The 13746-nt window shown below is 35.5% G+C and carries 17 protein-coding genes; all 17 read left to right on the top strand.

Annotated elements, in window-relative coordinates; translation table 11 throughout:
• Positions 1 to 19 precede the first annotated feature (19 nt).
• Complete coding sequence (locus QN089_RS05640) at positions 20 to 4738, top strand: phage tail protein (protein ID WP_285216201.1); 4719 nt, start codon at positions 20 to 22, stop codon at positions 4736 to 4738.
• Between the two features lie 11 nt (positions 4739 to 4749).
• Positions 4750 to 5640, top strand: coding sequence for a phage distal tail protein (locus tag QN089_RS05645; protein WP_285216202.1), 891 nt, complete (start codon positions 4750 to 4752; stop codon positions 5638 to 5640).
• A gap of 3 nt (positions 5641 to 5643) precedes the next feature.
• Positions 5644 to 6750, top strand: coding sequence for a siphovirus ReqiPepy6 Gp37-like family protein (locus QN089_RS05650; RefSeq protein ID WP_285216203.1), 1107 nt, complete (start codon positions 5644 to 5646; stop codon positions 6748 to 6750).
• On the top strand, positions 6751 to 7563 hold the full coding sequence (locus tag QN089_RS05655) for a hypothetical protein (RefSeq protein WP_285216204.1): 813 nt from the start codon (positions 6751 to 6753) through the stop codon (positions 7561 to 7563). It begins immediately after the preceding gene.
• Between the two features lie 3 nt (positions 7564 to 7566).
• Positions 7567 to 7887 carry a hypothetical protein gene (locus QN089_RS05660; protein WP_285216205.1) on the top strand — a complete coding sequence of 107 codons (321 nt, stop codon included), beginning with the start codon at positions 7567 to 7569 and terminating at the stop codon, positions 7885 to 7887.
• Positions 7888 to 7890: 3 nt separating this feature from the next.
• Positions 7891 to 8349 (top strand): hypothetical protein, encoded by a 459-nt coding sequence (locus tag QN089_RS05665; protein ID WP_285216206.1) that lies wholly within the window; start codon positions 7891 to 7893, stop codon positions 8347 to 8349.
• A 1-nt stretch (position 8350) separates the two neighbouring features.
• Complete coding sequence (locus QN089_RS05670) at positions 8351 to 8584, top strand: hypothetical protein (protein ID WP_285216207.1); 234 nt, start codon at positions 8351 to 8353, stop codon at positions 8582 to 8584.
• Positions 8577 to 8729: a hypothetical protein gene (locus QN089_RS05675; protein WP_285216208.1), complete on the top strand. Its 153-nt coding sequence runs from the start codon at positions 8577 to 8579 to the stop codon at positions 8727 to 8729. Before QN089_RS05670 ends, QN089_RS05675 begins: the two co-directional genes overlap by 8 nt.
• Before the next feature lie 94 nt (positions 8730 to 8823).
• Positions 8824 to 9126: a hypothetical protein gene (locus QN089_RS05680; RefSeq protein ID WP_285216209.1), complete on the top strand. Its 303-nt coding sequence runs from the start codon at positions 8824 to 8826 to the stop codon at positions 9124 to 9126.
• A gap of 66 nt (positions 9127 to 9192) precedes the next feature.
• Entirely contained in the window at positions 9193 to 9552 is a 360-nt protein-coding gene (locus tag QN089_RS05685) for a hypothetical protein (RefSeq protein ID WP_285216210.1), read from the top strand.
• Positions 9553 to 9566: 14 nt separating this feature from the next.
• Entirely contained in the window at positions 9567 to 9833 is a 267-nt protein-coding gene (locus tag QN089_RS05690; protein ID WP_121176796.1) for a holin, read from the top strand.
• A 1-nt stretch (position 9834) separates the two neighbouring features.
• Positions 9835 to 10650, top strand: a complete 816-nt coding sequence (locus QN089_RS05695) for a GH25 family lysozyme (protein ID WP_285216211.1) — start codon at positions 9835 to 9837, stop codon at positions 10648 to 10650.
• A gap of 721 nt (positions 10651 to 11371) precedes the next feature.
• On the top strand, positions 11372 to 11848 hold the full coding sequence (locus tag QN089_RS05700) for a hypothetical protein (RefSeq protein ID WP_285216212.1): 477 nt from the start codon (positions 11372 to 11374) through the stop codon (positions 11846 to 11848).
• Positions 11849 to 11858: 10 nt separating this feature from the next.
• Positions 11859 to 12335 (top strand): hypothetical protein, encoded by a 477-nt coding sequence (locus QN089_RS05705; protein WP_285216213.1) that lies wholly within the window; start codon positions 11859 to 11861, stop codon positions 12333 to 12335.
• 15 nt (positions 12336 to 12350) lie between these two features.
• Positions 12351 to 12821, top strand: a complete 471-nt coding sequence (locus QN089_RS05710; RefSeq protein WP_285216214.1) for a hypothetical protein — start codon at positions 12351 to 12353, stop codon at positions 12819 to 12821.
• 13 nt (positions 12822 to 12834) lie between these two features.
• Positions 12835 to 13311: a hypothetical protein gene (locus tag QN089_RS05715; RefSeq protein ID WP_285216215.1), complete on the top strand. Its 477-nt coding sequence runs from the start codon at positions 12835 to 12837 to the stop codon at positions 13309 to 13311.
• An 86-nt stretch (positions 13312 to 13397) separates the two neighbouring features.
• Positions 13398 to 13691 carry a hypothetical protein gene (locus QN089_RS05720; protein ID WP_087680547.1) on the top strand — a complete coding sequence of 98 codons (294 nt, stop codon included), beginning with the start codon at positions 13398 to 13400 and terminating at the stop codon, positions 13689 to 13691.
• Positions 13692 to 13746: the final 55 nt, after the last annotated feature.

The raw sequence follows: 13746 nt of genomic DNA on the forward strand, positions 1-13746 counted from the left end.
CTGAAAAGGTGGTGGATATATGGCAGGTAATATTAAAGGAATTACGATTGAGTTAAATGGTGATAGCACCAAATTAACGAGTGCAATTGATGGCGTTAAAAGGCAATCCATAGGACTTCAAAGTGAATTAAAAGAAATTGATAAGCTTTTAAAATTTAGTCCAGGGAATGCCGATTTAATTGCACAAAAGCAACAAAATTTAGGTCGACAAATTGAAGCTACAGCGCAAAAGTTAGACGTACTGAAACAAGCTCAACAGCAAGTGGAAGCGCAGTTTGCTGCAGGTACATTAAGCGAAGAAAAGTACAATGCCTTTCAGCGAGAAGTCATAAACACTGAAATGGCACTCAAAAATTATAAAGTACAGCTAGAAACAGTTAATACATCGCAACAAGAGCTACAAAGTAAAACAAAGCAACTAGAAACATTGTTTCAAGCGACTGGCACATCTGTAGATCAGTATGCAAATGCAATAGGTGTGAATCTCTTACAAGCTATTAAAAGTGGTACTGCATCATCTGCACAACTAGACCAAGCGATTGCAAAGATTGGTAAAGCTGCATTAGGTAGTGAAATTGACGTTGAAAAAATGAAGCAAGCATTAGCGACAGTCGACGATGGCGCATCATTAGATTCTATTCGACAAGATTTGAGCAGAGTGGCGCAGGAAGCGAACCAAGCTGAAACAGAAGTTAATAGCTTTGGTGACACAATTAAAGACGTGATTGCAGGGCTTGCTACAGGTGGTGGTATTGCTGCAGTTGTATCACAAGCGCTTGACGTATCGTCTTTAAATACAAAAATTGATATTACGCTCGAAGTACCAGAGGAATCAAAGGCAAGTGTTCGCGATGCTATTAAAGGTGTAGAAGCTTATGGCGTAGATGCGGAAGCAGCATTACAAGGTGTACAACGTCAATGGGCGCTAAATAAAGACGCATCGGACGCAACGAATAGCGCAATTATTGATCAAGCTGGAACAATCGCAAGTGCATATGCAGGCATTGATTTTAATGAACTAATCCAAGAATCTTATGAGATGGGTAAAAGCATGGGAATCAGTCAGGAAGAAGCATTGGGACTTACAAATGCTTTACTAAAGACAGGCTTTCCTGCAGAGCAATTAGATATCATTTCTGAATATGGGACCCAATTAAAAAATGCAGGCTATAATGCAGAAGAAATTCAAGCAATTATGTCAGCAGGCGTTGATACAGGTACTTGGAATATCGATAACCTTCTTGACGGTTTAAAAGAAGGTCGCATCAAAATGGCTGAATTTGGTCAAGAAGTTCCAAAGGCTACCAAAGAATTATTATCTGGTACAGATATTAGTGCAAAACAGTTACAAAAATGGGGACAAGATGTTGCTAAGGGCGGTAAAACAGGCTCGAAAGCAATGACGGAAGTCGCCAAAGCATTAGTTGGTGTTGAAGATGAAACACAACGTAATGCACTTGGCGTAGCTTTATTTGGCACAATGTACGAGGACCAGGGAAAAAACATTACAGATACATTAATCAATGCTTCAAAAGAAACAGTAAATCTTAAAGATAACCAAGAAGATTTAAATAGTTCTGTTGAAAAAATGAAAGCAGATCCAGCTGTACAGATGAAACAGGCAATGGCAGATATCCAAACAGCTATTGCGCCATTACTCGTATCGATTGCAGAAATTGTTGGAAGTATCGCTACTTGGATATCTCAAAACAGCGCATTAGCAGGAGTAATTGCTGCAGTTGTTGCAGGTGTCGGTTTAGTAGTGGGAATATTTATGGCATTAGCGCCAATTGTCATGACTATATCCACCATAATCGGTGGTGTGGGTGCTGCATTCGGGGCAATGATTTTACCAGTTCTTGCGATTGTTGCAGCAGTAGCCGCCTTTGTCGCACTGGGTATAGCAGTCTATAAAAATTGGGATGGTATTTCCGAGTTTTTTGTGAACTTGTGGGAAGGTATCAAAACAATTTTTACGACTTCAATCACTGCAATTGGAGAGTTTTTATCTACTGTTTGGGATGGTATGGTAACGATTATTAAAACTGTTTGGGACGGTATAAAGCTATACTTTACGACAGTCTTAAACATTTATAAATTAATTTTCACGACCATCTGGACAGGTATTAAGGCAGCAGTAACTGTCGTATGGAATGCAATTAAAACTACAGCCACGACGGTTTTTAACGGAATTAAATTGTACTTTACAACGGTTTTAAATATTTATAAAACCATCTTCACGACCGTTTGGAACGCTATTAAAACAGTGGTTACGACCGTCTGGAATGGAATAAAATCAACAGCAACCACCGTATTCAACGCAATAAAGACGACGATTACGACCATATTCAACGCAATTAAAACCGTTTCAACTAGTGTATGGAATGGCATTAAATCTGTTATTTCAACAGTTGTGAATGGTATTAAGTCAGTGATTACAACAGTATTCAATGCAGTTAAAGCAACTTCAAGCAGTGTTTGGAATAGTATTAAGTCGATTGTAAGTGTTGCTGTAAATGGAATTAAAGCAGTTGTCACAATGGTTTTTAATGCAGTACGTTCTATTGTAAGTTCTGTGATGTCTACCGTTAAATCAGTTATTTCAAGCGCATGGAATGGTGCAAAGTCCATTGTAAGTAGCGCTGTTAATAGTATTAAGTCAGTGGTTACAACTGTATTCAATGCTTTAAAAGGTGTCGTATCAAATGCGATGAATGGTGTTAAATCAGCAATCGAAAGCGGATGGAATAAAGCAAAAGGATTTTTAGAAGGTATTAATCTATTTTCCATTGGTAAAAACATTATCGAGGGACTTATCAAAGGTATCAAAAACATGGCAGGTGCAGTTGGTGGAGCAATTAAAAGCGTTGCTGATGGCGCAGTTAACTCGGCTAAAAAAGCGCTTGGTATTCATTCGCCCTCACGTGTCATGAGAGACCAGGTAGGTTACTGGGTGAGTGAAGGTTTGGCAAAAGGTATCACAGCCAATACAAATGCTGAAAAGGCTGCAAAACAAAAGGCACAAGCCATCGTTAAGACTTACAAAGATAAGCTAAAAGAGCTTGATATAAAGTACGGTGCTGGCATGATTGACACCAAAGCATATACATCGTCATTACAAAAGTTAAAAAGTGCATACGGTACTGTAAATGGTGCGTCTACTACAATTGATGCAAAGATTGCTAAAGCTAATACAAAGGCGGCATTAGCCGAGCAAAAGAAACGCCAAGAAGCACAAGCAAAACTAGCCAAGTCATTTAACAATAAAATGACCTTGTACACGAATCAATACAACGCTGGAATACTGTCTGATACACAATACAACAAGAAATTAGAAAGCATGAAAAAGACGTATTCAAAAGTTACAAATGCAGTTTCCAAAATTGATGCAACCGTAGCAAAGACAAGGAAATCATCTTATCAATCAGAATTGAAAGAGCTAGATAACAAGTTGAAAGCAAATAAAGTTTCTAGCGATGAATATATTAAGCAACTCGAAAAAATGAAGAAAAAATATTCAGAGGTAGAAGGGGCAAAATCTTCTATCGATGTGAAAATTGCAGATCAGAAGAAAAAGAATTTAGCACAGCAATTTAAAGACGATAAAGCGTATTACACATCTAAAAGCAAAGACGCTAACACTTCGATGCAAGAAGAAGTAAATATTTTGACTACACTTGCTAAAAAGTACAAGAAAAATAGTGATGAACGTTTGTATTTTGAAAACTTGGCAAAAGAGCAAAAGCAAAAAATCACAGCTGAAAAGCTAAAAATTGACGAGGATTATATCGAGAAAGCGAAAAAGCTCGATGAAGAATACCTCGCAAAGTATCAAGAACTGACAGAAAAATATACAAAAGCAGTTGATGATCGCACAGCGGCCATTACAAATTTCGCGGGAATTTTTGACGAAGTGAAGTTAAGTGAAGAAGTGAGCGGAGAACAATTACTTGCTAATCTACAACAGCAAAACAATGTTTTAGTAGATTGGATGGCTAATTTAGGTACACTGGCCAACCGAGGACTTGATGAAGGTTTACTAGCAGAACTGCAACAAATGGGTCCAAAGAGTGCAGCAGAAATTGCAGCACTTACAACTTTATCTGATGAGCAGTTGGCGCAGTACACAGATTTATGGAAAAACAAATCGAATTTAGCGCGAACACAGGCTATTAGTGAACTAGAAGGTATGCGACTTGATACAGCTAATCAAATTATTCTTTTACAAGAAGAAACTGCAGCAAAGCTCGAAAGTTATAAAACGGAATGGACTAATTCAATGACAAAGGTTACTGGCAGTGTTAAAAATATGGCTAGTAAAATGCCAAGTTTAGGTGCTAATGCAGTACAAGGGTTAATCGATGGTATCAACTCTAAAAAAGCTGAATTAGAAAGAGTAGCTGCAGAATTAGCAGCAATTGTCGCTGGGACAACTCAAACAGAATTAGATATTCATAGTCCTAGTCGAGTGATGAAAAAATTGGGTGGCTACACTACAGAAGGCTTTGTGATTGGTATGCAACAAGCAGCCAAAAAGCTTGCCAATGCATCATCAAATGTGTTTAGTAGTTTATCTAAAAATGCAGCAGTTACAAGTGGTCAAGCTAGTAATATCTCTACAAGTAAATCCATTGATAATTCAAAATCACAAAATAATCACATTAATGTATACACCCAGGAAAGTCCCGAAAAAGCCATCGAGCGCACGCTAAATCGTATGGCTTTTAAATTTGGCTAGGAGGTGGCGACATGATAATTAAATCGTTAAAAATCACAAACAAAAGTGGCGATTCAATCGAATTTGGTCGCCACTTTAAACTTTATGAAGAAATCGATTTGTCGGGTTTAAGTGCAAGTGTAAATTATGCTGATAGTAGTAATGATGGTGCTAACTATCAAACTACAAATTTAGATACAAGAGAAATTGAAATACCTTTTTTCATTGATCGCTTAGTCGAAGGTTATGAATGGTTTGAGGAAAAACGGCAGGAAGCATATCGAGTATTTAATGCCAAGAAAAATCCAATGCGAATCGATTTAGAAACACAATCTGGTGCTGAATATTATTTAATCGCAGAATTAGCAGCACAACCAACATTTGCGACAGGTTTTGAGGACAGTAACTATCAATGGCAAAAAGGACTATTACAGTTTTCTTGTGCTGATCCATATCTGTATGAAAAAAATCAGAGCGTTGTGCAAATCGCTACATGGGTTCCAGCATTTGAATTTGAATTAGATATAACAAGTCCAGATGGCATTGAAATGGGTTATCGAAGTCCATCTTTGATTGCAAATGTATTAAACAATGGTCAAGACAGCACAGGCATGATTATTAAGTTTAAAGCGCTTGGTTCTTTATCTAATCCTTCTTTAATAAATATCAACTCATATGAATCTTTTAAGTTAAATATGGACTTATTGCCAGGCGATGTAGTCGAAGTTAGTACGTACAGTGGACGCAAATATGCAAGGCTAACACGTAATAATGTTGTGACGAGTGTGTTTGGGCGAATTGATTTAACAAGCACGTTTCTGCAATTGCAAACAGGCGATAACTTATTTAGATATGATGCATTAACTGGTATCGATAACCTTGAAGTATCAATGTACTTTTCGAACAAATTTGTGGGGGTGTAGCGCATGGAACTCAATATTTTTCACTTAGATACATTTGAACGTGTAGGAATCGTAGATGAGTTTCAATTGCTTGAAATTACTACAAATTATAAAAAACATAGCGATCTTGAATTATTAGTGTCAGCAACAGCTGAAAATATTGATTATTTCATTACTAAAAATGATGATATTTTTTTGACTGCAGGAATCGGTAAAGTAAGAGGATATTTAATCGAGTCAGTTAAATACACAGACGAAAAAAAGACGACGCTTGAAGTATATTGTAAGTCTTTGAGTGCAATGTTAGGGTGGCGACAAATTGACGTTCAGCAGACTTTTCGTGGTAACGTCGAAGAAGTAATTCGAAGCTTTGTGAATACAAATGCGATTGCGCCAACAAATATAAACCGAAAAATCGACAATCTATTTCTTGGTAGTTTATTCGGCATTACAGATACAACAGAAGAATCCTATTCAAATAAAGATTTAGACGAAAGCCTATGGGAAATTTGCGTGAAGTTTGATATTGCTTATGAAATTTTTGCAGACATTACTAATAAAAGATTTGAATTTGTTGTTTGGAAAGGCACAGACCGCAGCACGAACCAAACAATTCGTGATGCCGTAATCTTTTCTAAAGAGTTTGATAATGTGCTATCACAGCATTATACAGACGATAAAAGCGAGTATCGTAATACGGTCATTATTGCTGGCGAAGGCGATGGAGTAGCACGTACTTACTTAGTAGTCGGAAATGAAAATAAAGGTCGAAAACGTAGAGAAATGTTTGTTGATGCACGTGATTTACAATCCTCCGAAGCAGATCAAACAAAGATGTCGCAAACAGCTTATGAAGCTCTTTTAATTGAGCGAGCCAAAAATAAGCAAGCAGAATATGAACGAGTACAATCGTTCGAAACAGATATTGTTTACGATTCGCAATTTACATTTGGAAGTGATTATTTCATGGGTGATTTGATAACAATTCGTAATGATGAAATTAGTGTGGCTTTGCATACACGCATTGTGACCACTAAAGAAAAATATTCTCCAAAAGGATATGAACTTAGCACAGAGTTTGGAAGTAATGTTCCAACTCTATTAAATAAAATTAAGAAAGCGGTGAAATAGATGGCAGTAAGAAGTAGTTTTTTTAACTCGGTGAATGGAGATCGTCGCTATAAATCAAATCACTTTGCAGAGTATTTTGCGAGCTTTATTGCAAACGGAATTTTTCCTAATCCTTCTAACACTCTCCAAGTTTACGAAAAAACAAATATGACCGTCACTGTAAAGCCTGGTAAGGGATGGATTAACGGCTATTTTGCAATTAATGAATACGATTATGATTTAACGCTGGATAATGCAGACGGTATTTTAAATCGTATTGATCGCATTGTATTACGATTAGATTTTAATGCACGTTCTATCGATTTAGCAGTAAAAAAAGGCGCGTTTGCAAGTGCACCAGTAGCGCCAATTTTACAACGTGATGCAGATGCACACGAGTTAGCTTTAGCAGATATTTATGTAACAAAGGGTACTACATTTATCAGACAATCGAATATAGCAGACCAACGACTAGATAAAGCATTGTGTGGCGTTGTACATGGAACTGTAAGTCAAGTTGATACAACAACCATCTTTAACCAGTATTCTGCGTGGTTTAGCGAAACTACAGGCAAAACAGAATCAGAAATCAATCAATGGCAGCTCACAGTAAAAGCGGAATTCGATGAATGGTTTGCATCCATTCAAAATATTTTGGAGGGTGACGTAGCTGCAAATCTAGCAGCACGCATTACAACACTAGAGCAAAATTTAGCGACACATCAGGCAGATGAATTGAAACATTTAACCAATGGATTATTAAAAATAAATAATGGATCAACAAATTTCCTATTAAAAATGGACGTAGATGGTCTTTATTTAGAGGAGGTTTAGTAGATGGCTGTTGGAGATAAATTTTATTTAGGTGGTCAAAAAGCCTTTCAAAATTATTTTTCTTATAATTCAAGCGTCGGCACAACAGAAGTTAATGTACAGTTAAATTTCACCACAAGCTGTATTAAATTTATTTCAAATGATGATGAAACGAACGATTTAATAATTAGTTTTGGGACAGTTTCTACAACAGCTAGTGCTGGTTTAAACGGGGTCATTACATTAAAGCCGGGCGAGGTTATTAACGAGCTGAACATTGCGATTTCTAGAATTAATTTCAAACGTACTACAGGCTCCGGTAAAGTCCGTTTCTTGGGGGTGTGATAATTGGGATTAAAAAAAACATTAGATAACACATTAAAAAATGCCGTTCTAAAAGCAGGAGAAACCTTACTTCTATTTAGTGATAGAACAACTTATAGCGTTTCTTGTCCTACATCGGGCGTTTACATTTCTTTTGGTAAAACAATAGAAATTAAAAAAACAGGTACAGTTCGGTTTAAAACAAAGACAGCAACTTCTACTTTAAATAGACAAATGAATACTAAAGTTGTTATTACGAGTAACGGTGCCACTAGACGAGTTAATATCGCTGGAACAAATTCACCAATTTCTTCAGCAACTTATTTCTCCAAAGATTTAACTGTAGTTTCTGGTGATATTATTTCTTTTGAAGCTGGTTATGATCAATATAGTAATATGACAGCAACAATAATGGCGATAGATATTTATGGAGATATATTGTTAGACGAAAAAGAAACTAAAAAAATTATAAAGGAGTATTAGAATGATAAAAATACAGTTTTATACACCCTCTGAAAAAGAAGAGCTTATTTTAGAATATCAAAATAAAGGTTTGATATTAATTGAAGAAGCATATACATTCGATGGTAATTTTATATATTTTGACAAAGAATCTGTAGATAATAGGTTGAAAATTCAAGAAAGACGTTTGCAAGAACAAGAACAAGCTATTATGGAATTAACAGCACTTCTTTCAGGAGGTGGTGTAAATGTTTAATCAAAATAGCGGTCTAGTTAAGATTTGGGTACGAAATGTCGAAAATGGTACTGTAACGCGTGAACAAGTGCCGAAGTTAAGTAATTTACAAGAAGTGGTCTATGCTGTTTTAGATACACCACCACAGGAACATAACGCGTCGTAACAATACACTTATATATTAAAAATAGCTTAAAGCTGTTATGTAGATACTTCTCATTTTCATGTATGATTATATTATATAGAAAGGGGGAAATTACATGGAAGATACAGGAATATTAGAAAATCAGCATTTTAGCGATATTCAAAAAGTTATTAGCGAATGGCAAGTGAAAATAGGAGAACAAGTTGTAAGGATTAGAATTACATTGGATAACAATGGGTATTATCAATTCTATACAAGCCACCATTATCAAAGCCCAGAACTAGCTGGAAGGGTTACTAGCACAAATGGGAATTTAGGAACTGAAACAGAAGCATTACTAGCAGCAGAAAGGCAGATAGCAGGTATGTACAACCCGGATGATAAAAAATCAACATGGATTGTTAATACTTCATTTTAGAAAGAAACATCCTCATTTTTTATGAGGATGTTTTTCTATGCAAAAAATAAAGGGCGGTGGTGAGTCATGGATATTAAAACAATAGAGGGGATTGTAGGTAGCCAATTTGTATGGGCTATCTTATTTGTCATTCTTTCCATTGCGGTGCTTAGCTATTTGAAAAATGAGAATGCGAAGCGAGAAGAAATGTTAGAAAATGCGCAGAGGGAACAAAAGCAAGAAGCTGAGAAACGATTCAAAGAGTTAAAAAAAGAATCGCGTGATCGCGAGGACAAACTCATGCTCAATCAAGAAAAGTTTGTTGATTCATTAAGCCAAATATCTAAGTCTGTTGAGGGACTTAACCAGGCGTTCAATGGCTTACAAAACGACCATTCGTCTTTAGCACGCGAAGTAAGTCATCTACGCAATCAAATTAAAAATTAATTAGGAGTGATAGTATGTTAGACGTATTGATCTTAGCAACCATTCTTTTACCGATTATTGTAGCAGTAGTAGAATTAGCTAAAAAGGCAGTAAATATTAAAAAGAATTATGTACCACTAATTGCAGTCGTTTTAGCAGTTATGATTGCAGCTGCAGCTTATCCATTTACGGAGTTAAATTTAGTCATGCGGCTTTGGGCAGGTTTACTGGCTGGACTAGCTTCAACTGGATTGTTTGAAATCACAAAATATCGTGAAGGTTTCACGAAGGGGGATAAATAATATGGGGAAAATTTTAGATATTAGTAAATGGCAACCAACGGTCAATTATAAAGCGTTAGCAACAGAATGTGACTTAGCAATTTTACGTGTGCAAGATGGTTCACGAGTAATTGACCAAATTTACACGAAGCATGCGACAGGTTGTGAAAATAACAATATCCCATACGGAGTATATGCTTTTTGTCGTTTCACTAGTGTAGAGGATGCAAAAGTAGAAGCGCGTGACTTTTATAAACGAGCACATGTAGATGGACATAAACCACTATTTTTCGTTGCAGATGTAGAAGTAAAAACAATGTCGAATATGCGAGCTGGTACGAATGCTTTTATCGCAGAGCTACGTCGTTTAGGTGCTGAAAAAGTTGGTATTTATGTAGCGCACCATTTACACGATAGTTTTAACTTAGACTATTCAAAGTCAGATTTTAAATGGATCCCACGCTATGCAGCAGACGGAAAATCAATTATTGAACCTAAGTTTACTTGTGACTTACATCAGTGGACGGAAAAAGGTAAAATTGCAGGCATTAATGGACCTGTTGATCTCAATCGTTTAACAGGTACGAAATCATTGAAATGGTTTATCCAGGGACACACGCCAACTGTATCAAAACCAAGTGCATCGAAAGTTAAACGATATACCGTAACAGCAGATTTATTAAATATTCGTAAGTCACCATCAAATGATGGGAAAGTGCTTGGGCAGCTTGAAAAAGGTCAGACGGTACAAGTAGTTTCAATTAATAAAGATGGCTGGGCAAAAATTAAAAGTAATGATACATTTGTATATGTATTTTCAAAATATTTATCTCTGTAAACACTTGATACTAAAGCATTCTACAATTTGACCGCCTGAAATAACTTGACCACATTTTTGAACACATAAACGTATATTGAGGTATAAAAACATATAAAATATTTTGCGTTATAATCATGATTAAATAGAGTTTCTTCCTATTATATAGACGAGTATTTTAGTATAAGTCTATACAACAATGAACGGTAAAGAGTCTGTTGGTTTCTTAAAAATGGTTAAAGATTTAATCGAAAACCCAGAAGATTTATTATTAGAAGGTTAATAACTGCCGACGGATGAAGGTTGGTCAAGCCTTGCAAACAGGACGTTTGCGCACTTGGCTTGACTACCATTCCAAGCGTTTGAAGCACTTTTGAAAATAGAGAAAAAGAGAAAGCCTCCGAGAAATCGGGGGCTTTTTTTGTGTTGTTTTTCTAATTTGATCACATTTTTGACCACAAGAGCTATAAATAAAATTTATATAATTAGTATGTTATAAAAGAGGAACTTGGTTTTTCAATCTAGTCTAATTGAGACACTTGATTCATATTCTAAGAATGATGAGTCTGTTTTTATATATTATTGAACAGTAAAAAAGAACTGATTTTCTTAATTTGCTTACAATTTGATAATTAATTGTTTAATATAGTAAAAAATACTATATAATAGATAATTAAATGATAACGAATTTTATGTAAATATATCATTCGTCAAGTATGTTATATGGAAAAGAGTGAAGTGTATGCGAATGAGATTCGAAATTGAACCTTATGAAGATATGTTAGATGAACCATTTGAAGTACGTAGTTATTTTTTGGACCGAATCAATATGTACATAGAAAAAAATAATCGTATGGAAGAGTTTTGCACATCGACATTTCATTCGTCTATTTTATTAGATCTAGCAGAGGGCTTGATTAACATGTATGAGCAGAATCAACAACCATTTGTGATTGAAATGTTTGAAAGTACATATGAATATACGTTTACCTATTTCCAAAAGCTTGTAACGATTACTCGTTACGAAGGATACAACGGAGAGACGATTGAGATGATGAAGTGTCGCTTTGATGATTTTGTGGCAGCTTTTGTGACGGAATATGAGAGATACCATAAGGCAATTTTGAAGCAGGATCGCCAAGCCTTTGAAAATGAGCATTACTGTATGATGCGTGACCAGATTAATATTTTGAAAAACCATGTGAATGGTGTGATTTAGGGGGAGTTTCATGCGAATGAAATTTGAAATCGAATTATATGAGGATATGATGGGTAAACCATTTTGTTTGGATACGTATTTTAATTGTCGAATGAATATATTGATTTCTCAAAATGGTGTAGAGAAAGAGTTTTGCACATCGACTTTTCATGCTGCAATCTTAGTCGGAATCGCAAAAGGTTTAATCGAAATATATGCCGATGAAAAATCGAAATTTACAGTTGAAATGTATGAAAGTACACTTGAATATACGTTTACTTATTTCCAAAAGCTTTTGACGATTACTCGATACGAAGGATATAACGGAGAGACGATTAAGATGATGAAGTGTCGCTTTGACGATTTTGTGGGAGCTTTTGTGAAGGAATATGAGAGATACCATAAGGCAATTTTGAAGCAGGATCGCCATGCCTTTGAAAATAAGCATTATTGTATGATGCGTGACCAGATTAATATTTTGAAAAACCATGTGAATGGTGTGATTTAGGGGAGTTTCATGCGAATGAAATTTGAAATCGAATTATATGAGGATATGATGGGTAAACCATTTTGTTTGGATACGTATTTTAATTGTCGAATGAATATATTGATTTCTCAAAATGGTGTAGAGAAAGAGTTTTGCACATCGACTTTTCATGCTGCAATCTTAGTCGGAATCGCAAAAGGTTTAATCGAAATATATGCCGATGAAAAATCGAAATTTACAGTTGAAATGTATGAAAGTACACTTGAATATACGTTTACTTATTTCCAAAAGCTTTTGACGATTACTCGATACGAAGGATATAACGGAGAGACGATTAAGATGATGAAGTGTCGCTTTGACGATTTTGTGGGAGCTTTTGTGAAGGAATATGAGAGATACCATAAGGCAATTTTGAAGCAGGATCGCCATGCCTTTGAAAATAAGCATTATTGTATGATGCGTGACCAGATTAATATTTTGAAAAATCATATGAGTGGTGTGATCTAGGGGGAAGAAAGATATGCGAATGAAATTTGAAATCGAATTATATGAGGATATGATGGGTAAACCATTTTGTTTGGATACGTATTTTAATTGTCGAATGAATATATTGATTTCTCAAAATGGTGTAGAAAAAGAATTTTGTACATCAACATTTCATTCGTCTATTTTATTAGATTTCGCTGAGGGTTTGATTAACATATATGAGCAGAATCAACAACTATTTGTGATTGAAATGTATGAAAGTACATATAAATATACGTTTACCTATTTCCAAAAGCTTGTAACGATTACTCGTTACGAAGGATACAACGGAGAGACGATTGAGATGATGAAGTGTCGCTTTGACGACTTTGCGGAAGCCTTTGTGAAGGAATATGAGAGATACCATAAGGCAATCTTGAAGCAAGATAGCTGTGCTTTTAAAAATGAAGATTACTGTATAAAACGAGATCAAATCAATATTTTAAAAAATCATGTGAACGGTGTGATTTAGAGGGCGATAAGCATTAAATCTTAAAAAAATTCATTTCCTTTTATATTTATACGTTTCTGTAGTACAATAGAAGTGGAGGGGATTAAATGCTTACTAAAATTAGAAAAGTGAAATTCGAACCCGCAACAAAAAAACCCGTTTACCAAGTCATTATGGAATGTCCAGAAGGGCAGCAGTTATATATCAAATTTGATTATACACAAGCAACAGGAAACTTTTGGCCGCTACAAGTGATCTACAACAAAAAAGGCTATGGCTCTAAGTTAGCATGGTACACGCAAAAAGTTGAAAAAATGCCTGTTCAAGAATTTTTAGGCAACATCTCGGCAAAGATTAATCGCAAGTACGATTTTACATTTAAAGAACCTTTAACAAAATAATGAATTACCTATTATTCTAGGAAGGCGGGGCTTCATTCATCACGAGGCGACTTCG

The organism is Kurthia sp. YJT4 (assembly GCF_030219945.1).
GTDB classification, from domain to species: Bacteria; Bacillota; Bacilli; order Bacillales_A; family Planococcaceae; genus Kurthia; species Kurthia gibsonii.

Bases quoted from the DNA above. Each gene is read 5' to 3' on its own strand.
- QN089_RS05685 (WP_285216210.1), top strand. From the start codon at position 9,193: ATGGATATTAAAACAATAGAGGGGATTGTAGGTAGCCAATTTGTATGG.
- QN089_RS05645 (WP_285216202.1), top strand. From the start codon at position 4,750: ATGATAATTAAATCGTTAAAAATCACAAACAAAAGTGGCGATTCAATC.
- QN089_RS05710 (WP_285216214.1), top strand. From the start codon at position 12,351: ATGAAATTTGAAATCGAATTATATGAGGATATGATGGGTAAACCATTT.
- QN089_RS05670 (WP_285216207.1), top strand. From the start codon at position 8,351: ATGATAAAAATACAGTTTTATACACCCTCTGAAAAAGAAGAGCTTATT.
- QN089_RS05680 (WP_285216209.1), top strand. From the start codon at position 8,824: ATGGAAGATACAGGAATATTAGAAAATCAGCATTTTAGCGATATTCAA.
- QN089_RS05695 (WP_285216211.1), top strand. From the start codon at position 9,835: ATGGGGAAAATTTTAGATATTAGTAAATGGCAACCAACGGTCAATTAT.
- QN089_RS05690 (WP_121176796.1), top strand. From the start codon at position 9,567: ATGTTAGACGTATTGATCTTAGCAACCATTCTTTTACCGATTATTGTA.
- QN089_RS05705 (WP_285216213.1), top strand. From the start codon at position 11,859: ATGCGAATGAAATTTGAAATCGAATTATATGAGGATATGATGGGTAAA.
- QN089_RS05675 (WP_285216208.1), top strand. From the start codon at position 8,577: ATGTTTAATCAAAATAGCGGTCTAGTTAAGATTTGGGTACGAAATGTC.
- QN089_RS05720 (WP_087680547.1), top strand. From the start codon at position 13,398: ATGCTTACTAAAATTAGAAAAGTGAAATTCGAACCCGCAACAAAAAAA.
- QN089_RS05700 (WP_285216212.1), top strand. From the start codon at position 11,372: ATGCGAATGAGATTCGAAATTGAACCTTATGAAGATATGTTAGATGAA.
- QN089_RS05640 (WP_285216201.1), top strand. From the start codon at position 20: ATGGCAGGTAATATTAAAGGAATTACGATTGAGTTAAATGGTGATAGC.
- QN089_RS05660 (WP_285216205.1), top strand. From the start codon at position 7,567: ATGGCTGTTGGAGATAAATTTTATTTAGGTGGTCAAAAAGCCTTTCAA.
- QN089_RS05655 (WP_285216204.1), top strand. From the start codon at position 6,751: ATGGCAGTAAGAAGTAGTTTTTTTAACTCGGTGAATGGAGATCGTCGC.
- QN089_RS05715 (WP_285216215.1), top strand. From the start codon at position 12,835: ATGCGAATGAAATTTGAAATCGAATTATATGAGGATATGATGGGTAAA.
- QN089_RS05650 (WP_285216203.1), top strand. From the start codon at position 5,644: ATGGAACTCAATATTTTTCACTTAGATACATTTGAACGTGTAGGAATC.